Annotated in this window: 25 protein-coding genes; 14 read left to right on the top strand and 11 right to left on the bottom strand. The window is 72.5% G+C overall.

What is annotated here, in order from left to right; genetic code table 11:
- Positions 1-51: 51 nt before the first annotated feature.
- The 3 genes from EDF34_RS04970 to EDF34_RS04960 all read right to left on the bottom strand — a co-directional run bounded on the left by EDF34_RS04970 (position 52) and on the right by EDF34_RS04960 (position 2,337).
- Positions 52-777 (bottom strand): S9 family peptidase, encoded by a 726-nt coding sequence (locus tag EDF34_RS04970; protein WP_123370183.1) that lies wholly within the window; start codon positions 775-777, stop codon positions 52-54.
- Positions 778-805: 28 nt separating this feature from the next.
- The gene (locus EDF34_RS17650; RefSeq protein WP_199737640.1) at positions 806-1,696 is read right to left on the bottom strand and encodes an SRPBCC family protein; all 891 of its coding nucleotides are present in this window, start codon (positions 1,694-1,696) and stop codon (positions 806-808) included.
- A 77-nt stretch (positions 1,697-1,773) separates the two neighbouring features.
- Entirely contained in the window at positions 1,774-2,337 is a 564-nt protein-coding gene (locus tag EDF34_RS04960; protein WP_158615045.1) for a TetR family transcriptional regulator, read from the bottom strand.
- Positions 2,338-2,469: 132 nt separating this feature from the next.
- Here EDF34_RS04960 and EDF34_RS04955 point away from each other — a divergent pair, with 132 nt between their 5' ends.
- The gene (locus tag EDF34_RS04955; protein ID WP_123370694.1) at positions 2,470-3,900 is read left to right on the top strand and encodes an MFS transporter; all 1,431 of its coding nucleotides are present in this window, start codon (positions 2,470-2,472) and stop codon (positions 3,898-3,900) included.
- A 22-nt stretch (positions 3,901-3,922) separates the two neighbouring features.
- Here the strand turns inward: EDF34_RS04955 and EDF34_RS04950 are convergent, their stop codons facing one another.
- Positions 3,923-4,306 carry a nuclear transport factor 2 family protein gene (locus tag EDF34_RS04950; protein ID WP_123370181.1) on the bottom strand — a complete coding sequence of 128 codons (384 nt, stop codon included), beginning with the start codon at positions 4,304-4,306 and terminating at the stop codon, positions 3,923-3,925.
- A 43-nt stretch (positions 4,307-4,349) separates the two neighbouring features.
- Here EDF34_RS04950 and EDF34_RS04945 point away from each other — a divergent pair, with 43 nt between their 5' ends.
- A complete protein-coding gene (locus tag EDF34_RS04945) occupies positions 4,350-5,138 on the top strand; it encodes a M15 family metallopeptidase (RefSeq protein ID WP_148076580.1) in 789 nt (262 codons plus the stop codon).
- Here EDF34_RS04945 and EDF34_RS04940 read toward each other — a convergent pair whose 3' ends face one another.
- On the bottom strand, positions 5,139-5,687 hold the full coding sequence (locus EDF34_RS04940; RefSeq protein WP_199737639.1) for a hypothetical protein: 549 nt from the start codon (positions 5,685-5,687) through the stop codon (positions 5,139-5,141).
- Between the two features lie 130 nt (positions 5,688-5,817).
- Here EDF34_RS04940 and EDF34_RS04935 point away from each other — a divergent pair, with 130 nt between their 5' ends.
- The 4 genes from EDF34_RS04935 to EDF34_RS04920 all read left to right on the top strand — a co-directional run bounded on the left by EDF34_RS04935 (position 5,818) and on the right by EDF34_RS04920 (position 8,650).
- A complete protein-coding gene (locus EDF34_RS04935) occupies positions 5,818-6,438 on the top strand; it encodes a hypothetical protein (protein WP_148076579.1) in 621 nt (206 codons plus the stop codon).
- 138 nt (positions 6,439-6,576) lie between these two features.
- Entirely contained in the window at positions 6,577-7,368 is a 792-nt protein-coding gene (locus EDF34_RS04930; protein WP_199737638.1) for a CHRD domain-containing protein, read from the top strand.
- Positions 7,368-8,090, top strand: coding sequence for a class F sortase (locus tag EDF34_RS04925; protein ID WP_123370178.1), 723 nt, complete (start codon positions 7,368-7,370; stop codon positions 8,088-8,090). The genes EDF34_RS04930 and EDF34_RS04925 overlap by 1 nt, the downstream gene beginning before the upstream one ends.
- A gap of 71 nt (positions 8,091-8,161) precedes the next feature.
- On the top strand, positions 8,162-8,650 hold the full coding sequence (locus EDF34_RS04920) for a carbonic anhydrase (protein ID WP_123370177.1): 489 nt from the start codon (positions 8,162-8,164) through the stop codon (positions 8,648-8,650).
- Here EDF34_RS04920 and EDF34_RS04915 read toward each other — a convergent pair.
- The 3 genes from EDF34_RS04915 to EDF34_RS04905 form a co-directional block, all read right to left on the bottom strand.
- Positions 8,634-9,113: an NUDIX hydrolase gene (locus EDF34_RS04915; RefSeq protein WP_123370176.1), complete on the bottom strand. Its 480-nt coding sequence runs from the start codon at positions 9,111-9,113 to the stop codon at positions 8,634-8,636. The two genes, EDF34_RS04920 and EDF34_RS04915, sit on opposite strands and share 17 nt — an antisense overlap.
- A gap of 234 nt (positions 9,114-9,347) precedes the next feature.
- Positions 9,348-9,848 (bottom strand): DUF427 domain-containing protein, encoded by a 501-nt coding sequence (locus EDF34_RS04910; protein WP_123370175.1) that lies wholly within the window; start codon positions 9,846-9,848, stop codon positions 9,348-9,350.
- Between the two features lie 37 nt (positions 9,849-9,885).
- On the bottom strand, positions 9,886-10,707 hold the full coding sequence (locus EDF34_RS04905; RefSeq protein ID WP_123370174.1) for a UbiA family prenyltransferase: 822 nt from the start codon (positions 10,705-10,707) through the stop codon (positions 9,886-9,888).
- Positions 10,708-10,771: 64 nt separating this feature from the next.
- On the opposite strand from EDF34_RS04905, the gene EDF34_RS04900 reads away from it, so the two are divergent.
- Complete coding sequence (locus EDF34_RS04900; RefSeq protein WP_123370173.1) at positions 10,772-11,218, top strand: hypothetical protein; 447 nt, start codon at positions 10,772-10,774, stop codon at positions 11,216-11,218.
- Here EDF34_RS04900 and EDF34_RS04895 read toward each other — a convergent pair.
- Positions 11,215-13,629 carry a lysylphosphatidylglycerol synthase transmembrane domain-containing protein gene (locus EDF34_RS04895; protein ID WP_123370172.1) on the bottom strand — a complete coding sequence of 805 codons (2,415 nt, stop codon included), beginning with the start codon at positions 13,627-13,629 and terminating at the stop codon, positions 11,215-11,217. The genes EDF34_RS04900 and EDF34_RS04895 overlap by 4 nt on opposite strands.
- A gap of 96 nt (positions 13,630-13,725) precedes the next feature.
- Between EDF34_RS04895 and EDF34_RS04890 the strand changes: the two genes are divergently transcribed.
- Both EDF34_RS04890 and EDF34_RS04885 read left to right on the top strand, forming a co-directional pair.
- Entirely contained in the window at positions 13,726-15,423 is a 1,698-nt protein-coding gene (locus EDF34_RS04890) for an alpha-glucosidase (RefSeq protein WP_199737637.1), read from the top strand.
- 31 nt (positions 15,424-15,454) lie between these two features.
- On the top strand, positions 15,455-15,736 hold the full coding sequence (locus EDF34_RS04885) for a hypothetical protein (protein ID WP_233575183.1): 282 nt from the start codon (positions 15,455-15,457) through the stop codon (positions 15,734-15,736).
- Here EDF34_RS04885 and EDF34_RS04880 read toward each other — a convergent pair.
- Positions 15,699-16,949, bottom strand: coding sequence for an APC family permease (locus EDF34_RS04880; RefSeq protein WP_233575182.1), 1,251 nt, complete (start codon positions 16,947-16,949; stop codon positions 15,699-15,701). The genes EDF34_RS04885 and EDF34_RS04880 overlap by 38 nt on opposite strands.
- Before the next feature lie 38 nt (positions 16,950-16,987).
- Entirely contained in the window at positions 16,988-18,043 is a 1,056-nt protein-coding gene (locus EDF34_RS04875) for a LacI family DNA-binding transcriptional regulator (RefSeq protein ID WP_123370690.1), read from the bottom strand.
- A 180-nt stretch (positions 18,044-18,223) separates the two neighbouring features.
- Between EDF34_RS04875 and EDF34_RS04870 the strand changes: the two genes are divergently transcribed.
- The 5 genes from EDF34_RS04870 to EDF34_RS04850 all read left to right on the top strand — a co-directional run bounded on the left by EDF34_RS04870 (position 18,224) and on the right by EDF34_RS04850 (position 23,856).
- Positions 18,224-19,144 (top strand): carbohydrate ABC transporter permease, encoded by a 921-nt coding sequence (locus EDF34_RS04870; RefSeq protein ID WP_370450027.1) that lies wholly within the window; start codon positions 18,224-18,226, stop codon positions 19,142-19,144.
- Positions 19,145-19,208: 64 nt separating this feature from the next.
- On the top strand, positions 19,209-20,090 hold the full coding sequence (locus tag EDF34_RS04865) for a carbohydrate ABC transporter permease (protein ID WP_123370688.1): 882 nt from the start codon (positions 19,209-19,211) through the stop codon (positions 20,088-20,090).
- Positions 20,091-20,189: 99 nt separating this feature from the next.
- Positions 20,190-21,530 (top strand): ABC transporter substrate-binding protein, encoded by a 1,341-nt coding sequence (locus EDF34_RS04860; RefSeq protein WP_123370170.1) that lies wholly within the window; start codon positions 20,190-20,192, stop codon positions 21,528-21,530.
- Between the two features lie 83 nt (positions 21,531-21,613).
- A complete protein-coding gene (locus tag EDF34_RS04855; protein WP_123370169.1) occupies positions 21,614-23,383 on the top strand; it encodes a beta-galactosidase family protein in 1,770 nt (589 codons plus the stop codon).
- A 98-nt stretch (positions 23,384-23,481) separates the two neighbouring features.
- On the top strand, positions 23,482-23,856 hold the full coding sequence (locus tag EDF34_RS04850; protein ID WP_123370168.1) for a cold-shock protein: 375 nt from the start codon (positions 23,482-23,484) through the stop codon (positions 23,854-23,856).
- Positions 23,857-23,896: the final 40 nt, after the last annotated feature.

The raw sequence follows: 23,896 nt of genomic DNA, 5'->3' as shown, positions 1-23,896 counted from the left end.
ATGGTCGCAAACAGGACGTCGATCCCGGCGCGCCAGGACCTGTTCCGGACGTCACCCGTCCGGTTCGGCGGCCCAGTCGATGGCCGCCAGGACGGCCGGCCAGGCCGTGGACCCGGGTTCGACGACGCCGAAGTGCTCGACACCGGCGAGCGCCACGAGCCGCGCGCCCGTGCGCGCGCAGTACCGGCGCGAGAAGTCGGGCGGGACCAGGTCGTCGAGGTCGCCGTGCACCAGCACCGTGCGGGCCGTCGTGGGTCCGAGCCCCATCGGGTCGGCGGCCGCGTAGCGCTCCGGGACGTCCTCCGGCGAGCCGCCGAGGAGCTCGCGGACGGCACCGCGGCTCAGGTCGAGCCGCGACGTCTCGACGAGGTCCGCGACCGGCGCGAGCGCGACCACCCCGCGAGGTGTGGGGGAGCGGTGGGCGGCCCACAGGGCCAGGTGCCCGCCGGCGGAGTGGCCGACGTACACGGTCGCCGCCGGGTCGACCCGGCCCGGGTGCTCGCTCGCGAGCGCGGGCCCGATCGCGTCGAGCGCGGACGCGACGTCGTCGAAGGTCGTCGGCCAGCCGCCGCCCGCTCCCACGCGCCGGTACTCGACGTTGGCCACGGCGTAGCCGTGCGCGGTCAGGGCGGTCGCCAGGGGCGCGAGGTGCGTGCGGTCGTAGGCGGCCCGCCAGAACCCGCCGTGGATCAGGCAGGCCAGCGGAGCGTCTGCGGCCTCCGGGAGGATGAGGTCGACGACCTGGTCGGGCAGGTCTCCGTAGCGCAGGGTCGGCACCTGCCCGACCGTAGTCTCCGGACGATCCTCAGAACGGGCGGGGCAGCGCCTTGAGCGCGGGCATGCCCGCACCGGTGACGATCAGCGACCGCATGCTGTAGACGAGGTAGAAGCCCCAGGCGCTCGAGCACGCGTCGTAGCACTCGTACGCGGGCACCAAGCCGTGGTGCGTGAACCGCACCTCGGTCCCCGCCGCGGTGGGCGTGACCTCGAACGTGATCGACGTGTTGATCCACTCGGTGGTGTCCTCGACGAAGGACAGCTCGGTGTCGAGCACGAGCCACGTGACTCGGCGCCCGGGGACGACCTCGGTGATCAGCAGCTTCGAGTAGTGGACGTCCGTGTGCCGGAAGACGAACACGTCGCCGACGTCGCCGGTGGGTCCCTCGATGTCGTCGGTCCACCAGCCGCGCACGTCGAGCACCGCGGCGAAGACGTCGTCGGGTGACTCGTCGACGACGAACGACGTGGTGAAGTCGTCCTCGCTCGGTCGCTCGGCGCGGGTCCCGAGGCCCTGCATGACCTGGGGCCAGCCCTCGCTGTTCGCCTCCCGGGTCCGGTCGCGGACCTCGTCGGGCAGTGCGGCGAACCCGCTCTCGACGACGGTCACCCGCGCCTTCTCGCCCTCGCGGGCGATGCTCACCTCGACCAGCGTGCTGTTGTCGTCCGCGAGGTCGGCGCCGGGGAACGCCGGCGCCCAGCGGTACGCGACTGCCGACGGCGGAGAGACCCGCTCGACGCGCACCGGGTAGTCGCCGTAGGTGGCGTTCCGGGCGAGCGTGGTCTCGCCCTCGCGAGCCACCGTCCCCGGCAGGCTCGCCTCCTCCGCGACCCAGAAGCCGGGCTGGTTCACCAGGAACCAGACGTGCTCGGGGGTGGCGTCGATCAGGATGTCGCGCTCGATGCGGTCGTCGCTCATGGGGTCGCTCCGTTCGTCGTCGTTGTGTGCAACTCCAAGGTTGCACACAGGATCGACGAAGCGCAACCCCATGGTTGCTAGTTGACGGGAGGGTCGATGAGCGTCTGCAGTGCAGATCCGTACAGCGCGACGATGCGGTCCCGCGAGGCCGCTGCGACGTTCTGGTCCTCGGCGACGTCCCACGACTGCAGCAGCCCGCCCAGCTGCGAGGCGATCAGGTGCGCGCGCAGCTCGGCGTTCGGTCCGTCGAGGTGCTCGACCAGCCGCTCGACGAACAGCGTCCGGGTGATCTGGCGCAGGCGGGAGCGCACGCTGCTCGAGTCGGACGCGCGCACGAGCGCGGTCAGGTCGCGGCGCACGTCGCGCTGCCCGGGGGCCAGGGCGAAGGCGACGAGGCGCTCGCCGAGCGTCTCGATCGGTCCGGAGAGGTCGGGGACCGGCTTCTCCGTGAGGCTCAGCACCCGCAGGAACAGCTCCTCCTTGGAGCCGAACCAGCGGATGACCAGGGCGGGGTCGACGTGCGCCGCGCCGGCGATCGCGCGGATCGACGTGCCGGTGTAGCCCTGCTCCTCGAACAGCTCCAGCGCGGCGCGCTCGACGGCCTCGCGGCCGGTCGGCGGGGCGGTCTCGGTGGTCTCCACGTGACGATCATGGCGCATCGAGCCCGCCGGTCAACGTCGTTGACACCCCCCGGTCAACGGTGTTGACTGTGGTCGCTCGTCCCGCCGGTGCTGTCGGGTCGCCTGTCCGCCCCGTCCCTCGGAGGGAACCCCATGTCCGTCGATGTCGCCTCGTCCGGCGCCACCACCCTTGCCACGAAGCAGCGACCCGGTCTGTGGATCGTGTTCGTCGGCTTCGGGGCGCTCGTGGTCTCGCTCGCCCAGTCGCTGCTCATCCCCGTGCTGCCGGCACTGCCCGGCTTGCTGGACTCGTCGTCCGACCAGGTCCAGTGGCTGCTGACCGCCACCCTGCTGGTCTCCGCGATCTCGATCCCGCTGCTCGGTCGCCTCGGGGACATGTTCGGTACGCGCCGGATGCTGCTCGTCGCGCTGGGTGCGATGCTGCTCGGCTCGCTCGTGTGCGCCCTCTCCGACGACCTCGTCGTGCTCATCGTCGGCCGCTCGATCCAGGGCGTGGCCGCGGGTGCGATCCCGCTGGGCATCAGCCTGCTCGCGGGGATCCTGCCGAGGGCTCGGTCCGGCGCCGCGATCGCCGCCGTGAGCGCGATGCTCGGCGTGGGCGGTGCCCTCGGCCTGCCGCTGGCCGGCTTCGTCGCCGAGCACGCCGACTTCCACGTGCTGTTCTGGGTCACGGCGGTCGGCGCGCTGATCGCCTTCGCCGGCGTCGCGCTCGTCGTCCCGGAGCGGGCCGGTCGCAGCGGCGGCCGCGTCGACGTGCTCGGAGCCGTGCTCCTCGCCGGCGCCCTCGTCTCACTCCTGCTCCCGCTCGCCGAGTCGTCGGACTGGGGGTGGGGCTCCGCCAAGGTCATCGGCCTGCTCGTGCTCTCCGCGGTGTTCTTCGCGGTCCTCGGGTGGTGGCAGCACCGCACGTCGCACCCGCTGATCGACCTCACCGCACTGCGTCGTCGGCCCATCGTGCTGACCAACGTCGCGTCGCTGCTGTTCGGCTTCGCGCTGTTCGCCTCGCTCATCGGCACCGCCGCCTACGTGCAGGCGCCGGAGTCCAGCGGCTACGGGTTCGGCAGCTCGATGATGGTCTCCGGCCTGGTGATGCTCCCGAGCGGGCTCGCGATGCTCGCATTCGCGCCCGTCTCCGCCCGGCTCATCGTGCGCAAGGGCGCGCCCTTCACGCTCGCCCTGGGTGCCTCCGTCGTCGCGATCGGCTGGGCGATGCGCATCGTGCTCACCGGGTCGCTCGTCGAGGTCGTCGTCGGCGCGACCGTCGTCGGCGTCGGCACCGCGATCGGGTACGCGGCCATGCCCTCGCTCATCAACGCGAACACCCCGGCCGACGAGATCGCCGCGGCCAACGGCCTCAACACGCTGATCCGCTCGGTGGGCAGCTCGCTCGCCAGCGCGCTCGGCGGCGCCGTCCTCGCGTCCAGCACCGTGGCGCTGGGGACGATCACGCTGCCGTCGCTCGGCGCCTACCGCGAGCTGTTCGCGATGTGCGCACTGGCCGCACTGCTCGCGGCGGGCGTCGCGCTCGTGCTGCGCCGCGGGGACCGGGCCGAGCGGGCCTGACCCGTCGACCTCGCCGGGATCGTCAGCCGACGGTCCCGGCGGGGTTCTCGTCGTCGCCCAGGTACGTGCCGTGGCCCTCGACGACGAGGCCGTCGGCGAACCGCAGCACCTCGTCGACCGCGTTGCCGCGCTGGTTGCGGTAGGCGATGACCAGCACGTCGATCCCGGCGAAGACCTGCTCGACCGTGAAGTGCAGGTCCGGGATCAGCGTGAGCCCGAGCGTCCAGTACTCGCGCAGGGCGTCCTTCCCGCGCAGCACGCCACCCGTCTCCGGCAGCACGCGGGCAGCGACCGGGGAGGTGAACACGACGTCGTCCGCGAAGTGCGCCAGGACGGCCTCGACGTCGTGCGAGTTCCACGCGTGGACCCAGGCTGCGGCGAAGGCGGTGGGGTCGGGAGTGCTCATCGCGCGAGTCTGGCACGGGGCCTGGTCGGGATACCGTGACGGCGTGCATCGTGGACCGTCTCGCGCCGCAGGCGCCGCGACCGTCGTCCTCGCGCTCCTTGTCGGCGGGTTCGCCGCCTGGGCGTTCGCCCGGCCCTCGTCGTCCGCAGACCCTGCGCTCGACGTGCCCACGGCGGCCGCCCCGTCCTTCACGCCGCCGCCGTCGCGGACCCCGACGCCGACCCCCACGCCCACCTTCGACCGGGCCGCGCACTCGACGACGAACCCCGCCAGCCCCTGGATCGTCGTCAACAAGCACCACCCGCTCGACCCCGTCGACTACGCACCCGACGACCTGGTCACGGTCTCGGCCGGCGAGCAGGTCCGCGCTGAGGTCGCCGACGACCTCCGCGACATGCTCGACGCCGCGGCCGACGACGGTGTGACGCTCACGATGCAGAGCGGCTACCGCTCGTACGCCTACCAGCAGCAGATCTTCGGCAACATGCTCGGCGTCTACGGCCGCGAGTACGCCGAGCGGCTCTCCGCCCGCCCCGGCTACAGCGAGCACCAGACCGGCCTCGCGGTCGACCTCGGCGGCGCGAGCAAGCCCGCGTGCGACTTCGACCCGTGCTTCGCGACGACGCCCGAGGGGCGCTGGATCGCCGAGCACGTGCGGGAGTACGGCTTCCTGGTCCGCTACACCAAGGCCAACCAGGACGTCACCGGGTACGCGCCCGAGGCGTGGCACCTGCGGTGGGTCGGGCGCTCGCTCACCGCTCACATGGCCGAGCTGGGGGTGACCACGTTGGAGGAGACGTTCGACGTGGACGGCGGGTCCGACTACCGCTGATCAGCCCTGCGAGCCGTACCCGAAGACGTGCGCGCTGAGCACGTCGACCTCGCGTCGCGGTTCCCCGAAGAATGCGCCCATGCGCGAGACCACCCGTGCGTACGGTCGCTCGCGGGCGGTGCCGCGCTCGTTCCAGTTCGCCATGGGCACGACGAGGAACAGGTGCTGCGCGTCGGGAGAGATGTGGGCCTTCCAGAAGTCCTTGAGGTCGTGGTTGTTCGTCGTCGTCCCGCCGCGCTCGACCTCGGCCAGGATCCCGCGGTCCGGACCCAACCGGTAGAAGAAGTCGGGGCGAGCCCGGGTGACGAGGCCGTCCTGCGGGGTGATGACGACCTCCTCGCGGAAGCCGAGCTCGTCGTGCAGCAGCTCGGAGACGATCGCCTGGACGCGCGAGCTGCCGGCGCCGTGAATATGGACGAGGTCGATGTCGGCGGTGCGCAGGGCCAGGTGCGCCGCGAGCTGCTCGGCGAGTCGATCGACGACCGCGAGCTCGGCGAGCTCGGCGGGCGTCGTGTCACGCCTCGCGAAGCGGTGGTGCCGGCCGGTCACGGCGTGAGCTTCGCAGCTCGTGGGACCAGAAGCTAGTCGAGCCGACCACAGGGCGTCGCCTCCGCGGACCGGCCCACAGAAGCGCCCGTGACGCCCCCGCAGGACGACCGTGGCACCCGACGCTGTTCGCATGACGACGAGACGACACGAGCACGAAGCCGACCTCAGAGAGACGTGGACGGCCCACCTCGGCCAGGCGCCGGAGTGGGAGACGGGTGCTTTCCCCGGCAGGCCACCGCGAGGATGGGCGCTCGATGCCGGGGTGCCCGAGATCCTCGCGCCGTTCGCAGGCCCGGTGCCGCGGCGGCCCACGGACCTGCTTCACTTCGGCGGCCTGAGCGGACCGGCGGCGGCTGATCTGCTGGAGGCGCTGCCGGAGAGCGAGCGGGAGTGTCGGCACAACTTCGCCCCGACGACGCGCGCCTGCCTGATCGCCGCGGCCGAGTTCCCGGACGAGGTCGGGCTGCACGGGTTCGCCACCGGCCCGGCCCGTGGTGTGGAAGCGATCTCGATCCCGACGGTCGTGGTCCGTGGTCCCGACGGCCTGCGGATCTTCAGTCCGTCGTGGGACGACGAGGAGACGCCGCATCCCGACTGGTGCCAGTGCGCGCGGCTCGACGTGCTGGTCCGTGACCGGTACGGCCTCGACCACCTGCACGGCCCTGACGAGATCACGCCATGGCGTGCCCCGGTGGACGACCTCCTCGACCTGGGCGAGGAGCCGACCTTCTGGCGTCTGTGGTGGGACTGAGGCACCGCGGAGAAATGTCCGGGTCCCACCCATCCGCCAGCTCCTCGGCGCCGAACTCCCGTGTACAAGGCCGCAGACCTGCGGCGTTCGGCATGACTCCTGGTGGCCCCCCACCAGGACGAACCGAGGGGAACACCCATGAAGACCACCAAGCGCGTCGCACTCGCGGCTCCCGCCCTGTCCCTGGCCGCCATGCTCGCCATGGCGATGCCGGCTTCCGCCGCGTCGAGCGACGGATCGAACGAGGCGACGCTGAAGCCGGTCGCCCTCAACGGCGTCGACGGCTCCGGCATGGCGATGACGACGATCAAGGACGACGTCCTGACGGTGACGTTCACGGCCGACGGCCTGCTCGCCGACAACCCGCACGCCGCGCACATCCACTTCGGTGCCGAGGCGCGTCACGAGTGCCCGGCCGCCGCGGACGACAAGAGCGGCGACGGCACCCTCAACACCACCGAGGGTGGGCCGGCGTACGGCGACATCGTCGTGTCGCTGACCAAGACGGGCGACACCTCGGCGAAGTCCGGCCTGGCCGTCGACCGGTTCGACACCGCCAAGGGCGGCAAGATCAACTACCAGCGCGGCTCGATCAAGGTCTCGGACGACGTCGCGAAGGCGATCATCTCCGGCCAGTCGGCAGTCGTCATCCACGGCGTCGACCACAACCACGACGGCAAGTACGACGGCGACACCAAGTCGGACCTCGACCCGTCGCTGCCCACCGAGGCCACCGACCCCGCGCTGTGCGGCGTCCTCGAGGTCTCGCAGATGTCCGCCACGCCGTCCGGTGGCGCCCAGACGGGTAGCGGCTCGACCGCCGGCGTGCAGGACACCGGCCTGCTCGCCGCCGGTGGCGCGGCGTTCGTCGCGGGTGGTCTGCTGATCGCCCGTCGTCGCCGCACGGCCGACGTGACCGTCAACGACTGATGGCCACCGACGACGCCCGGGCCCGGGAGAAGGGTGGCCGGCACGGGTCGGCGCCCGCCCCCCGGGCCGGGCGCCGTCGCGCCGTCGCCACGGTGCTGGGCGCCGCCCTGCTGCTGGGCGGCGCGACGGCCGTGGTGATCGGCATCAACGACCAGGAGCCCGCTCCTCCGGTGCCGCCGGCAGCTGAGGCTCCGGTCGAGTCGTCGACGCCGACCGCGACGAGCGCACCGGTGCCGGCTCCGACCGAGAAGGCCACGGAGGTGGCGAAGAAGGTCCCGCTGCCGACGACGATCAGCATCCCGTCGCTCGACGTGAGCTCGAAGCTGCTCACGCTCGGGCTCGCGAAGGACGGCACGATCGCGGTCCCGGCCAAGGGCAAGAACTACGACCGCGCCGCGTGGTTCGACGGATCGCCTCGCCCCGGCGCCGACGGACCGGCCGTGATCGAGGGCCACGTCGACGGCGACAACGGGCCGTCGGTGTTCCACGACCTCGGCAAGATCACCAAGGGCGCGAAGATCACCGTCACCCGCGAGGACGGCTCGAAGGTCCACTTCGTCGTCGACGGCGTCGCGTCCTACCCCAAGGACGACTTCCCGGTGACGAAGGTCTACGCCAACACGAAGGACCCACAGCTGCGGCTCATCACCTGCGGCGGAGAGTTCGACCGCAAGACCGGCCACTACGTCGACAACACCGTGGTGTTCGCGCACCAAGCATGAAAGCCGAGCGGATATGTCGGACATTGACTAGCGTCGGCTCTCGCGGGGGGAACAGCCACCAGGAGGAACCGATGACGGTCACCGACGAGTACCTGAGCAACAACCGCGCGTACGCCGAGGGCTTCTCCGGGCCGCTCCCGCTGCCGCCGTCCCAGCACGTCGCCGTCGTCGCGTGCATGGACGCGCGGCTGGACGTCTACGCGCTCCTCGGGCTGGGCGCGGGGGAGTCGCACGTCATCCGGAACGCGGGCGGCGTGGTGACCGATGACGAGATCCGATCCCTAGCCATCAGCCAGCGCCTGCTCGGCACGACCGAGATCATCCTGATCCACCACACAGACTGCGGGATGCTCACGTTCACCGACGACGCCTTCAAGAAGTCGATCCAGGACGAGACAGGGATCAAGCCGGAGTGGGCCGCCGAGGCTTTCGACGACCTCGACGTGGACGTCCGCCAGTCGATCGCCCGCATCACGGCCAGCCCGTTCGTCCCGCACACGGACTCGGTGCGCGGCTTCGTGTTCGACGTCGCGACGGGCCTGCTCACCGAGGTGGTCTGAGCGCCCACGCGGCGATAGCGGCATCGAGCTCGGCGACGGGCTCGGGCGGGGCGTCCCCGACCGCCACCCAGCGCGTCTCGAGCAGCTCCCCGTCGGCCGGTGCCACCTCGGCGCCGGCCGACGAGCGCGCCACGTAGACGGCGGCCAGCTCCGTGCGCGCAGGGTCCCGCAGCTCGAAGCGGGCCAGCCCGCACCACGTGAGCTCGCCGACGACGAGCCCGGTCTCCTCACGCAGCTCCCGGCGAGCGGCGTCCCGCGGCGACTCGCCCGGCTCGCGCATCCCGCCGGGCATCTCCCACCGGCCGCGCCACGCGTCGAGCCCCCACAGCACCGCGCCGTCGTCCCGCACCACGACGACCAGCGCGAGCGGGCAGGGCGCGGCGTCGGAGTCGGCGGCGTTCTCGTCGGCCTCGTCCAGTGCGACGAGTGCCTCGCCGCGGTCGTCGACGACAGGAAGCTGCATCCCCGCACGGTACCGACCTCGCCCGCCGCCCGTCTCCGACGCGGCCCGCTCCCGCCGGGCGCGCCATCAGCGCAGCCGGCCGGCCGCCATCGTGGAGCATCTCGCCCCCTGAGCGGGCAGAACGCTTCACGATGTCTGCGAGCCGCTCGCGGCGGAGGGCTAGGTGCAGGGCTGTGCCCGGTGAGCGGGCGGAACCCTGCACCTAGGGGCGATCGCACCGGGCGGGCGAGGGGGTCACCAGCCGTGGGTGCCCGGGTCGCCCTTGAACGGGCCGACGACAGCCGCCGTGATCCAGCCGCCGTAGAAGCCGCCGGCCTGCGGCTCGACGACCTCGCCGTCGACCGTGCACCGGTCCATCGCGGCCGGCATCACCGCGATCGCACCGGCCAGCACCTCGAACCCGCGGCTCGGCGCGGGGTACGTCCACGCCGCGCCCGGCGCGACCGCGCCTGAGCCGCCCACCACGTCGAGGTAGGCCGCCTGGCCCTTCCACTCGCACCACGACGCACCGTCGGCCTCCCGTAGCGCGCCCGGCGCGAACGCGGTGCGCGGCAGGTAGTACGTCGGCGGGTGGCTCGTCTCGAGCACGCGCCACGAGGTGGTCGTCTGCGCGACGATCTTGCCGCCCAGCTCGACCGTGATCGACGCCGAGCACTGCTCCACGCGCGGCGGGCGGGGGTAGTCCCAGACCGACTCCTGGCCGGGAGCGGGCGGGACTGGGCGAGGTCGGGGCACGAGTCGACGTTACGTCGGCGCCGGCGCTACCGCCGGGTCAGCCGACGACGAGCAGCACCACGGTGAGCGCTGCGACCAGGATCGCGGCGAGGAACGGCCACCGGCTCGTCGGCCGGGTCAGCGCAGCCCACGCCCCGCTCAGGGCGAGCGCCGCGGCGACGACGACGGCCGGCACCGCGATCGCGGCCGGGACCGACGAGGCCAGCGCCACGATCGTCGTCGCGAGCAGCAGCAGCGCCACCGACAGCAGCGACGTCGCCCGGCGGCCGAGCCGGTGCGGCAGGCCGACCACGCCCGTGGCGGCGTCGTCGGCCAGGTCCGGGAGCACGTTTGCCAGGTGCGCGCCGACCCCGAGCAGCGCGGCGGCCGCCGTCGTCCACGCGGGCGCGAGGGCTGGGTCGGGCAGGGCCAGCGTCGCGACCGACGGCAGCAGCCCGAACGAGAGGGCGTACGGAGCCCACGACCAGACGGTCGACTTGAGCCGCGCGTTGTAGGCCCACGCGGAGGCGACCGCGGCCAGGTGCACCACGGCTGCCGGTGCCCCCAGCGCGAGGGAGAGCGCGGCGCAGGCGGTGACCGCCACGAGGGCCGCGGTCCGCAGGGTCGAGAGCGACACGTCCCCGGTGACGGCGGGCTTGTCGCTGCGACCCACCGCAAGGTCGCGCCCCGCGTCGATCCAGTCGTTCGACCAGCCGACCGAGAGCTGCCCGGCCATCACGGCGACCAGGACGAGGGCGGCCAGCGCGAGGTCCGCGCCGACTCCCAGTGCGTACGCGCCGGCGAACAGGCTCACGGCGACGGTCGGTCCGGGGTGGCTGGCCAGCGCGAGCGCCGAGGCCAGGGCAGGGATCCGACGCATGGCACACGGTCGCACATCCGGCGCTGGGCGAGCGCGTGCAGCGGCACTGGGTCACGATGGGTCGATGAGCCATGACGACGGCCCGGCCGAGCGGCACCGCGCCCCGGACGGCGTGCCCGACGATGTCGTCGAGGCCGTCGGCGGCGTGACCGCCGCGTTCGAGGTGATCGAGCACGCGCGCGGGATGCTCTACGCGTTCCACCGCCTGGTCGGCCGCGCAGACAAGGAGCTCGGCGAGGCGCTCGACCAGCTCGAGGCCGCCGGGCACGGGGACCTGGCCGACGAGCTGCGGGCGGAGATCGTCGGCCGCAACGTCCTCGACGGCCGGTGGACCTTCCAGGTCGTCGAGGAGTTCGACGACGGCTACTACCGGGCGTTCGGCGACGCCGAGGCCCACGTCCGGGAGGCGCTGCTCGCCGGCCGCCGGCACGTCTTCGAGGCGCAGCTCAAGGAGAGCGAGCGGACGCACGGCCGCCCGGGCCACGAGGCGCGACCAGCGAAGGACGGCTAGAGCACCCCGCGGGCCGTCAGCGACCGGAAGGCCCAGGCCCCGGGCGCGATCGGCAGCCAGAACGTCGCGAGCCGGTAGAGCACCACGGCCGCGAGCGCCGGTGCCGACGCGATCCCGAGCCCCGTCAACGACGCGAGCAGCACGGCCTCGACGGCGCCGATGCCGCCCGGGGTCGGGGCGGCGGCGGCAACCGTGCCCGCGGTCAGCGAGACGAGCACCACGGCGACGAAGCTGGTGTCCTGCCCGAGCGCGCGCACGGAGAAGTACAGGCACAGCGCGTAGCCGAGCGGGAGGAGCGCGACACCGAGGAAGAGCGTGACGATCTTGACCGGGCTGGAGAACACCTCGCGCATCGCGTCGGCGGACGCACGCAGCGACGGCACGACGCGCTCGCGGACCACGCGGCGCACACGCGGCAGCGCGATCGCCGCGCCGACCAGGACGAGGGCGATCCCGACGAACGCCGCGACGACCCCGGCGGGCGGCAGCTTGTCGAGCTCCCCGGAGATCGCGCCGGTCGACCCGGCGAGCACGGCGAAGGCTACGAGCAGCAGCAGGTGGACGGCGAGGACGGCCGTCTCCTTCGCCGCGCTGGCGGAGACCGCGACCGCGGTCGGCAGGCCACGCTTCTGCAGGTAGCGGATGTTCAGGCCCACCTGGCCGACGCCCGGCGGGGCGAAGGTCGCCACGAACGACGAGGCGAGTGCGACGCCGGCCGCCTCGGGGACGGGGATTCGGCCGGGGGTGCCGCCCGCCAGGCCGAGCGCGGCGCCGACGTAGGTCGCGACGGACGCGAGCAGCAGGACCGGCACCCACGACCAGTTCGCGCCCCCGAGCGCGGTGATCGTGCTCGGCAGGTCGGTGAGCTGCGGGGCGAGGAAGTACACGGCGAGGCCGAGCGCCGCCGCGGTAAGCAGCGTGCGGGGCTTGAAGCGCTCGACCTTCTCGAGCTGCGGCTCCTCGACGCCCGTCACCCGGCAGACCTCGTCGACCAGCTCCGCGGCGCCCGACGGCGCGTCCTTGAGCGCGACGCGCGTCGGGGCGGACAGGGCCGAGGGGACCAGCCGGGGCAGGGCCGCCACGAGGTCCCCGTCGGGCACCTGCCCGCGGGCCGCGGCGACGGCGCGCTCGGGACCGACCCGCGCCGAGGTCCCGGCCAGCAGCTCGGCCACGTCCCACGCGAGGATCCGGTCGCCCGCTCCCGGCAGGCTGCGGTCCAGGCCGGTGATCCAGATGCGCCCGTCGGCGTCCAGCAGCACCCGGCTCAGGTCGAGGTGGCGGTGCGCGATGCGGGCCGTGCGCAGCAGGGCGAGCTCCTGCCAGGCGCGTCGCAGCACGTCGTCGGTCAGCTCGTCAGCGGGCAGGTCGGACAGCGCCCGCCCCGCGACGCGGTCGACCGCGAGCACCGACTCGCCGTGCGGGGCCTGCGTCACGGCCCGGACGGTCGGCACGTGCACGCCGCGCGACGCCGCGAGCAGGCCGCTCATGGCCTCGGCCGCGACTGCCTGCGACGGTGTCGGTGCGAGCACGTCGTCGCCCACGTCGCGCCAGCGCAGCCAGCGGTAGGTCTGGTCGAGGCGCGCGGTGCGCCAGTCGTGCTCGTCGAGCACCTTGACGTCGATCGGACCCGTCGGCGCACTCGCCTCGTACCGGCCCGGGGGAGCGTCGGGGTCGCGCCGCACCGCGCTCGTGGCGAGGCCCGACTGCCGCAGCGCCGCGCTCACGCCGGCCGCCGTCAGGACGCTCGCCCGACGACCGAGCAGCAGCACCATCACCGAGCCGACGAGCCCGCCCGCGCCGACCGCGAGCACGACGTCGAGCGGGGCGGAGGTCGCGGTCAGCACCCGCAGCAGGCCCAGGGCCGCCAGGAACCCCCAGACGGCGCGCCGCCACGGCCGGCTCAGACCCTGCGCGGTCGCCGCTGCCAGGGCGGCGCACGCCGCGACGGCCCCGGTCGACGGCCACTCGACGGTCACCGCGTCGGGCAGCTTGTCCGAGATGCCGGCGAGCGCGTCGCCCGACGCGCGGACGCCGGGGATGAGGGACAGCAGGCGGAACAGCAGCGGCCCGAGCAGCAGCGCCGCGGCGCCGCGGGCGATGAGGTTGAACCGCCGGCGGAACAGGAGCACCACGGGCGTGACCAGCAGGACGGCCAGGTAGGTGACCTGCACGAGCACCAGGACGACGAGCAGCAGCGCCTGCGGCACGCGCTCGATCCCGTTCTGGGTGTCCTCGCTGATGCCGGTCATCGTCTCGGCGGCGACGGTCGCGAACGAGAGGCCGACCAGGACGATCGCGAGGAACACGGCGGCCGTGCGGGCGTCGGCGCGGCTGTGGCGGTGGTTGACGTCGCGGTAGGGGGGAGCGGGCAGGTCGACGCCCGCGTCAGCGGCGGTCGTCTCGGGGCTCACCTCGCGGAGTGTAGCCAGGCGGCTCGGCGTCGGCCCGGCGGTTGGTGGCCGCGGCGCGTGGGTGAGAGCGTGGCAGGGAGCGAAGGGAGTCCGGCGATGGCGGACGAGTGGTGGAAGTCGGCAGTGGTCTACCAGGTCTACCCGCGCAGCTTCGCGGACGCGTCGGGTGACGGCGTCGGCGACCTGCGGGGCATCACGTCGCGTCTCGACCACCTGGAGCGGCTGGGGATCGACGTGCTGTGGCTCTCGCCCGTGTACGCGTCGCCGCAGGCGGACAACGGCTACGACATCAGCGACTACCAGGCGATCGACCCGCTGTTCGGCACGCTCGACGACTTCGACGAGCTGCTCGCGGCGCTGCACGCGCGCGGCATCAAGCTCGTCATGGACCTCGTCGTCAACCACACCTCGGACGAGCACGCGTGGTTCCAGGCGTCGCGCTCGTCGGCGGACGACCCGTTGCGCGACTGGTACTGGTGGCGGCCGTCGCGCGAGGGCTACGCGCCGGGCGACCCGGGCGCCGAGCCGACGAACTGGGAGTCCTTCTTCTCCGGCCCGGCCTGGACCCTGGACCCGGCCACGGGGGAGTACTACCTGCACCTGTTCGACCGCAAGCAGCCCGACCTCAACTGGGAGAACCCGCAGGTCAGGCAGGCGGTGTACGCCATGATGCGCTGGTGGTTGGATCGCGGCGTCGACGGCTTCCGGATGGACGTCATCAACCTCATCAGCAAGGACGCGGCGCTGCCCGACGGCCCGCCGACGCACGCCGGCCTCGGTGACGGCTCCCCGCACTACATGACCCGGCCCCGGGTCCACGAGTACCTGCAGGAGATGCACCGCGAGGTGTTCGACGGGCGCGACGCGCAGCTGCTCACCGTGGGGGAGATGCCCGGCGTCACGTTCGACCAGGCGCGCCTGTTCACCGACCCGTCCCGCCGCGAGCTCGACATGGTCTTCCAGTTCGAGCACGTCGGCCTCGACCACGGCCCGGGCGGGAAGTTCGACCCGGTGCCGCTCGACCTGCGGGCGCTCAAGGCCTCGCTGGGCCGGTGGCAGACGGAGCTCGGCACCGTCGGCTGGAACAGCCTGTACTGGAACAACCACGACCAGCCGCGGGTGGTGTCCCGCTTCGGCGACGACGAGCACTGGTGGCGCGAGTCGGCGACGGCGCTGGCCACGGTGCTGCACCTGCACCGCGGCACGCCGTACGTCTACCAGGGCGAGGAGCTCGGCATGACGAACGCGCCGTTCGCCGGCGTCGAGGACCTGCGTGACGTGGAGTCGCTCAACTACTGGGCGCAGGCGACCGCCCTGGGCCGCTCGTCGGCCGAGGTCCTGCGGGGCGTGCGCGCCATGGGCCGCGACAACGCACGGACCCCGGTGCAGTGGGACGGCACGGAGCAGGCGGGGTTCACGACGGGCGAGCCGTGGGTGGCGGTCAACCCGAATCACACGTGGCTCAACGCGGCCGCGCAGCACGACGACCCGGCGTCCGTGTTCCACCACTACCGGCAGCTGATCGACCTGCGGCACCGGCTGCCTGTCGTCGCGCACGGCGACTTCACGATGCTGCACGCCGAGCACCCGACCGCGTACGTGTACGAACGGCGGCACGAGGGAGCGCGCCTGCTGGTGGCGGCGAACCTGTCGGCCGAGACCGTGCGCCTCGAGGTCGCCGCCGAGTGGGCGGCGGGTGATGTTGTGCTGACCAACGGCCCGTCCGCGCAGGTCACGGACGGGTGGGTCGAGCTGGGTCCGTGGGCGGCCCTCGTCGTGCTGGTCGACGACTGACGCTCGAACAGACGTTCGATACCCTGAGGCGGTGACAGCACCACTCGAGCGCCTCGTGGCCAACCGGGAGATCCCCGATCATGTCCCCTTGCGACCCACCGGCGACGTCCCGGTGATCGTCCGGGTGGTGTGGACCGACGGGACTGAGGAGTGGCGCCCGGCGCGTGCGGTGCGCTGGACGAGCACGCACGTCATGGTGGCGTGGCGCGACGTCGAGCGGGACCCGCGCTCCGAGCGGCACGAGTGGCTGCGCGCGGGCGACGTGGCGCGCTCGGTCAGCTGGCTGGTCCCGCCGGAGCGGACCGGCCGGTGACGAGCCACGCGCCGACACCGACGAGCACCACGGCGACGCCCGCGACCACCGACCCGACCGGCAGGCTGACAGCCAGGACGAGGCAGCCGACGAGCCCGAGGAGCGGGATCGCGCGCGGCGGTCGGCCCTCGTCGCGGGTGAGCGTCCGGGCGCTCGCGTTCGCGATCGCGTAGTAGAGCAGCACGCCGAACGACGAGAACCCGATGACGGACCCGGTGCCAGCGACGAGGACGACGACGGTGACGGCGAGGCCGATGGCGCCCTCCGCCCACCGCGGGCTGCCGCTGCCCTGGTCGAGCCGCGCGAGCCGGGCGGGCAGGTGGTGGTCGCGAGCCATCGCCACCGCCGTGCGCGAGACCCCGAGCGCGAGTGCGAGCAGGGCGCCCAGGCACGCGACCGCGGCGATCGCGCTGGTCACACCCGCGAGCCCGCCCAGCCCGGCCGCCTCGACGACGTCCCGGATCGGCGCTGTGGACCTCGCGAGCCCGGCGGGGCCGAGCGTCCAGAGGCACGCGAGACCGATCGCCGCGTAGACGACCAGGGTGACCGACAGGGCGATCGGAACGGCTCGACGGATCGTGCGCTCGGGGTCGCGCACCTCCTCGCCGAGGGTCGCGACGCGCGCGTAGCCCGCGAACGCGAAGAACAGCAGGCCGGCCGATGTCAGCACACCCGCCCCGGTGCCGACCGCTGGACCTGCGGGCGCGCGTGGGCCGGAGAGCCCGACGACGACCACCGCGACCAGCGCCGCCAGGACCACCGCCACGACGACCCGGCCGAACCGCGCGGCACGCTGCACGCCTACCCAGCCGAGGGCGGTGACGGCGACGACGGCGGCGACGGCGAACGGCCGGGCGTGGTCCGGCGACACGTAGGTGCCGAACGTCAGGGCCATCGCGGCGCAGCTCGCCGTCTTGCCGACGACGAACGACCATCCTGCGAGGTGGCCCCAGACCGGACCGAGCCGTTGCGTGCCGTAGACGTAGGTACCCCCGGCCTCCGGCATCAGCGCGGCCAACCGCGCCGTGGAGGTCGCGTTGCACCAGGCGACCACGGCGGCGACGAGCAGCCCGACCATCAGCCACGGTCCTGCGGCAGTGGCGGCGGGGCCCCACACGGTGAACACGCCCGCGCCGATCATCGCGGTCAGGCCGACGACGACAGCGTCGAAGGGCCCCAGGCGACGCGCGAACCGGTCAGGTGTGGTCGGCACGGGTGAAGCCTGGCACGGGCGTCCCGCCCGTGCGGCGCTCAAGCGCGGGGTGGTGCCGTGCTGGCGCGGACGACGAGCGTCGTGGGGATCGAGACGTGCTCGTCGAGGAGCGGCTCCCCGGCGCGGATCTGCCGCATGAGCAGCTCGATGAGTCCCTCGCCGATCTGCGTGAAGTCCTGCCGCACGGTGGTCAGCGGCGGCCACAGGTAGTCGGCCAGCGGGATGTCGTCGAACCCGACCACCGACACGTCGTCGGGCACGCGCAGCCCGCGCTCGGACAGCGCGCGGACCAGCCCGGCGGCCATCTCGTCGTTCGCGCAGAAGACCGCCGTGACCGTGGGGTCGTCCGCGATCCGTCCGCCCGTCTCGTATCCGGACCGCGCACTCCAGTCGCCCGCGATCATCGGCGGGACGGGGCGCCCGGCATCGGCGAGCGCCGCCGCCCAGGCCTGCGCGCGCTGCTCGGCGGGACCGGAGTCGATGGGTCCGCCGAGGTGGTGCACGGTGGCGTGGCCGAGGTCGAGCAGGTGGTGCACCGCCGCGATCGTGCCGGCCGTCTGGTCCGCACCGACCGCGGGGTGGTGGCCGACGAAGCGCGAGTCGGAGACCACCACGGGCAGGCGGGGCGGCAGGGCGAGGGTCGTCGGTGTCGCGGTCTCGGCGCGGATGATGACCAGGCCGTCGATCGACTGGTGCGTGAGCCGCTGCACGGCCTCGTCGACGTCCGCCGACGACGGCGTCTCGACGTCGACCAGCGTCACGGTGTAGCGCTCGCGGCGGGCCGCCTCGACGACCGCCTCCATCGTGCGCGACTCCCCGGTGCGGGACAGGCGGTGGGCGACCAGGCCGATGGTGCGGAAGCTGCCGTACCGCAGGGCCCGCGCGGCGTTGTTGGGGGAGTACCCGACCTGCTCCATCGCGTCGAGCACGCGCTGCCGCGTCTCGGGGCGGACGTTGAGGGCGCCCGTCGAGACGCGGGAGACGGTCTGGGGGGAGAGGCCAGCGAGCTTCGCGACGTCGCCGATCGAGGGGCCGGGGCGTCGGCGACCGGTCGTGGTCTCCGGGGCGTCGGGTGTCGGCGCGTCGGTGGGCATCGCCACAGCATAGCGATGGCGACGTCACCATCGGGGCGGTTCGGCACTGTGTCCGGCGAGATGGCAACGTCACCATTTCGTGACCCTCCGCGAGTTGACACCGTCGCCGATCGCGTGGAACTCTCGGATCAGACGCGATGGTGACGTAAACATCGTGCCCACACAAGGGAGTGGTCGGGAGTGACTGAGGTGGCAGCGGCGCCGGTGGTGTCGACCGCGGCGCGCACGGTGCGCAAGTCGCGGCCGTCCTGGGTCGGCTGGGGATTCATCGGGCCGTTCATGATCGTGTTCGCGCTGGTGTTCCTTGCGCCGATCGCGTACTCGATCTACCTGAGCCTGTTCCGCAAGCAGCTCGTCGGCGGCAACTCGTTCGTCGGCCTCGAGAACTTCACGACCGCGCTGACCGACCCCAAGTTCTGGGAGTCGTTCGAGCGGGTCGCGCTGTTCCTCGTCGTGCAGGTGCCGATCATGCTCGGCATCGCGCTGCTCGTCGCCCTCGCCCTCGACAGCGGGCGGCTCTACGGCCGCAACTTCTTCCGCATCTCGATCTTCCTGCCGTACGCCGTCCCTGCCGTCGTCGCCACCCTCATGTGGGGCTTCATGTACGGCACGCGGTTCGGCCTCATCGGCAACATCAACGAGGCGCTGGGCACCTCGCTGCCGAACCCGCTGTCGCCGGACCTCGTGCTGGCCTCGATCGGCAACATCGTCACGTGGGAGTTCGTCGGCTACAACATGCTGATCTTCTACTCCGCGCTGCGGGTCGTGCCGGCCACGCTCTACGAGGCGGCCGAGATCGACGGTGCCGGCCAGTGGCGCGTGATCCGCGCGATCAAGCTGCCGGCCATCCGCGGCGCGCTCGTCATCGCGACGATCTTCTCGATCATCGGCAGCTTCCAGCTGTTCAACGAGCCCAGCATCCTCAAGAACCTCGCGCCCAACGCGATCACCACCTACTTCACCCCGAACCTGTACGCGTACTCGCTGTCCTTCTCGGGCCAGCAGTACAACTACTCGGCCACGGTCGCGATCATCATGGGTCTGATCACCATGGTCATCGCCTACGTGGTCCAGCTGCGCGGCATGCGCAAGGAGGCATGACGTGGCCACCGCCGAGTCCGTCCAGACGCTGCGCCCGGCCCGTCGACGGGGCGCCCCGAGCGGGCTGCGCCCCTCGAAGAAGCACCACGAGCACGACGCGCGCGCACCCCGCAAGAGCAAGACCCTCACGCTCGTCACCGCGATCGTGCTCGTCTACGCGCTGCTGCCCCTCGCCTGGCTGGTCATCAACGCCACCAAGACCCAGCCGGACCTGCTCGGCTCGTTCGGCCTGTGGTTCGGCGACAGCTTCAACCTGTGGGACAACATCCGCGACACCCTGACCTACGACGACGGCATCTTCGTGCGCTGGCTCGGTAACACGGTGCTCTACGTGGTGCTGGGCGCGGGCGGCGCGACGCTGCTCGCCGTGCTCGGCGGGTACGCGCTGGCCAAGTTCCGCTTCCCGGGCAAGCGCTGGGTGTTCGCCGTCGTCATCGGCGCCGTCGCGGTGCCCGGCACGGCGCTCGCGGTCCCGACGTTCCTCATGTTCAGCAAGATGGGCCTGACCAACACCCCCTGGGCCGTCATCATCCCGTCGCTGATCTCGCCGTTCGGGCTCTACCTCATGTGGACGTTCGCCGCGGAGGCGATCCCCACGGAGCTGCTCGAGGCGGCCCGCGTCGACGGCGCGAGCGAGCTGCGCACCTTCGTGCAGATCTGCCTGCCGCTGCTCGCCCCCGGCATCGTCACGGTGCTGCTGTTCACCATGGTCGCGACCTGGAACAACTACTTCCTGCCGCTGATCATGCTCAAGGACCCCGCGTGGTACCCCCTGACCCTGGGGCTCAACGCGTGGAACGCCCAGGCCGCCACCGCCGGCGGCGAGGCGATCTTCAACCTCGTGATCACGGGTTCCGTGCTCACGATCCTGCCCCTGATCGTCGCCTTCCTGTTCCTGCAGCGGTACTGGCAGTCAGGCCTGGCGGCGGGCTCCGTCAAGGAGTGAGCGGGCAAGCCCCCCGACGATCGTCGCCTGCTTGATGGTGACGTCATCACAGATGTTCAGCCCCACAGATTCCGCCTACAACGAAGTGAGAGGACTCGCATGACCACCACGTCGCCGTTCCGGCGCGCCATGCGCATCACGGCCATCGCCGGAGCGCTCAGTCTGACCCTGGCTGCCTGCAGCGGTGGTTCGGACGACGCCAGCAGCACCCCGTCCGACGCCGGCTCGTCCGCTGCCGCGGGCGACCTGTCGGGCAAGCTGACGGTCTGGGCCTGGGAGCCCACGCTCAAGCAGGTCGTCACGGACTTCGAGGCCGCGCACCCCGACGTGACGATCGACCTCGTCAACGCGGGCACCGGCAACGACCAGTACACCGCCCTGCAGAACGCGATCGCCGCGGGCAGCGGCGTGCCGGACGTCGCCCAGGTCGAGTACTACGCCCTGCCGCAGTTCGCCATCGCCAACTCCCTGACGGACCTCGCCCCGCTCGGCGCGTCCGACCTGGACGGCACCTTCACGCCCGGCCCGTGGGCCTCGGTGAAGCAGGGCGACGGCATCTACGGCCTGCCGATGGACTCGGGCCCGATGGCGCTGTTCTACAACAAGGAGCTGTTCGACAAGTACAAGATCGAGGTGCCCAAGACCTGGGACCAGTACCTCGAGGCTGCGCGTGCCCTGCACAAGGCCGACCCCAAGGCGTACATCGCCAACGACACGGGTGACGCCGGCTTCACGACCTCCATGATCTGGCAGGCCGGTGGCAAGCCCTACACGGTCGACGGCACCAACGTCGGCATCAACTTCACGGACGAGGGCTCGACCAAGTTCGCGACGCTGTGGCAGAAGCTGATCGACGAGAAGCTGCTCGCCCCGATCAGCTCGTGGAGCGACGAGTGGTACCAGGGCCTCGGCTCGGGCGGCATCGCGACGCTGACCATCGGCGCCTGGATGCCCGCCAACCTCGAGTCCGGCGTGCCGGACGGCTCGGGCAAGTGGGCCGTCGCACCCATGCCGCAGTGGACCGAGGGCGCCAACGCCTCCTCGGAGAACGGGGGCTCCTCGCTCACCGTCCCCGCGGCCTCCGCGAACGCGAAGCTCGCCTACGAGTTCATCAAGTACGCGGACGCCGGTGACGGCGTGCAGACCCGCATCGACGGTGGCGCCTTCCCGGCCACGACCGCCGAGCTGAACTCCGACGCGTTCAAGAACAAGGAGTTCCCGTACTTCGGTGGCCAGAAGGTCAACGAGGTGCTCGCCGAGTCCGCCGCGAACGTGGTCGCCGGCTGGCAGTACCTGCCGTTCCAGGTCTACTCGAACAGCATCTTCAACGACACCGTGGGCAAGGCCTACGTGTCCGGCACCTCGCTGACCGACGGCCTTGCCGCCTGGCAGAAGGCGTCGATCGACTACGGCAACGAGCAGGGCTTCACCGTCAAGTGACGCCCTGAGGTGGGGGCGGGTCTCGTCGCCCGCCCCCACCTCCAGCCCCACCCCCATCCCCGTACGCCAAGGAGCGCACCGTCATGCCCTCGTTCGAGATCGGCGAGCAGGACTTCCTGCTCGACGGTGAGCCGCTGCAGATCCTCTCGGGCGCGCTGCACTACTTCCGGGTGCACCCGGACCTGTGGGCCGACCGCATCCACAAGGCGCGGCTCCTGGGTCTCAACACGATCGAGACGTACGTCGCGTGGAACTTCCACTCGCCCGAGCGGGGGGTCTTCGACCTGTCCGGGCAGCGCGACCTGGGTCGGTTCCTCGACCTGGTCGCCGCCGAGGGCATGCACGCGATCGTGCGCCCCGGCCCCTACATCTGCGCCGAGTGGGACAACGGCGGCCTGCCCGCCTGGCTGCTCGCGACGCCCGGCGTCGGCGTCCGCACCGCCGAGCCCACCTACCTCGAGGCGATCGCGTCGTACTACGACGCGGTGCTGCCCGTGGTCGCGTCGCGCCAGGTCACCCGCGGCGGGCCGGTCCTCGCGGTCCAGGTCGAGAACGAGTACGGCGCCTACGGCGACGACGCGGACTACCTGCGCGCCCTGGTCGCCCTGGTCCGTGAGCGCGGCATCGAGGTGCCGCTGACCACGTGCGACCAGGCGAACGACGAGATGCTCTCCCGCGGCGGCCTGCCCGAGCTGCACAAGACGGCGACGTTCGGCTCCCGCAGCCCGGAGCGCCTCGCGACGCTGCGCTCGCACCAGCCCACCGGGCCGCTCATGTGCATGGAGTACTGGGACGGCTGGTTCGACAGCTGGGGCGAGCAGCACCACACCACGGACCCGCACGCCGCGGCTGACGACCTCGACGCGCTCCTGAGCACCGGAGCCTCGGTCAACCTCTACATGTTCCACGGCGGCACGAACCTCGGGCTGACCAACGGCGCGAACGACAAGGGCACCTACCTGCCCATCACCACGTCGTACGACTACGACGCCCCGTTGGCCGAGGACGGCACGCCGACCGCGAAGTACGACGCGTTCCGGGCGGTGATCGCCCGGCACGCGCCGGTCCCCGCGGAGCGGCCCGCCCGCCGTGCGCCCGCGCCGGTCCTGGACGTCGTCGTCGACCAGCGGCTGCCGCTCGTCGACGTGCTGGGGCTGCTCACCGAGCCCAAGACCTTCTCGCACCTGCCGACGACCGACGAGCTCGGCCACTGGTCCGGACTGACGCTGTACCGCACGCAGGTCGAGCCCGACGACCTCGCGCTGACGGTCGACGAGGTCCGCGACCGGGCGCTCGTGCTGCTGGACGGCGAGCCGATCGGCACGCTGAGCCGCACCGAGGGCCTGACGACGATCTCCCTCCCGCGCCGCGCGGGCCGCCTCGACGTGGTCCTCGAGGACCAGGGGCGCGTCAACTACGGTCCGCGCATCGGCGAGGCGAAGGGCCTGATCGGATCGGCGCGCACCGTGACGCGCGAGGTCACCGGCTGGGACGTGGGCGGGCTGCGCCTGACCCCGTTGCCCGACGAGGTCCTCGACCGCCTGCGCTCCGCCGCCCCGGTGGCCGCGGCGACCGGGCCGGTGGACGGTCCGGCGCTGTGCCGCGGAACGTTCCCGACCAACCCTGCCGCCGACCACTTCCTGCGCCTGGACGGCTGGGGCAAGGGGTTCGTCTGGGTCAACGGCACCCTCCTCGGCCGCTACTGGGCGGCCGGTCCGACCCACACGATGTACGTCGCCGCTCCGCTGCTGCGGGCGGGCGAGAACGAGATCGTCGTGCTCGAGCTGCACGGAGCCGCACGTGGCGCCGTGTCGTTCGTCGACGCCCCCGACCTGGGGCACACCGAGCGCTGACCCGCTCGGCACAGCGGCCCGGGGCTCACCAGCCCCGGGCCGCTGCCGTCTGCCCACCCGGCGCGCGCACGCCTGACGCGGCGCGGGATGCTGGGCGCATGGCGACGACGGAGGACGAGCGGCCGCAGGGTCCCGTGCAGGGGCGTGTGCGCGTGTGGCACGAGCAGAAGGGGTGGGGAGTCCTCGACTCGGAGCTCACCCCGGGCGGTTGCTGGGCGCACTTCTCGCACCTGCTCGTCGCCGGCTACCGGTCGCTCACGGCGGGGGAGGCGGTGAGCTTCACCTTCGAGGAGGTGGACCAGGACGGGTTCGTGTTCCGGGCGCTCGAGGTGTGGCCCGCCGGGCAGGCTCCCGTCCGTCGCGAGGACGAGCCCGACGACTCGTCGGCGTTCCACAGCACGCTGATCATCCACGTCGACGCGGACGAAGACGATGGTGGCGGCGACGAAGCCGGCGACGCCCGCCGCGTCTGAGTGAGACGACGCCTGAGCGGCACGACGAAGCCCCCGAGTC

This window comes from Cellulomonas sp. PhB150, assembly GCF_003755175.1.
In the GTDB taxonomy this organism is placed as follows: Bacteria; Actinomycetota; Actinomycetes; order Actinomycetales; family Cellulomonadaceae; genus Cellulomonas.
This window is presented reverse-complemented; position numbering and strand designations above follow the sequence as displayed.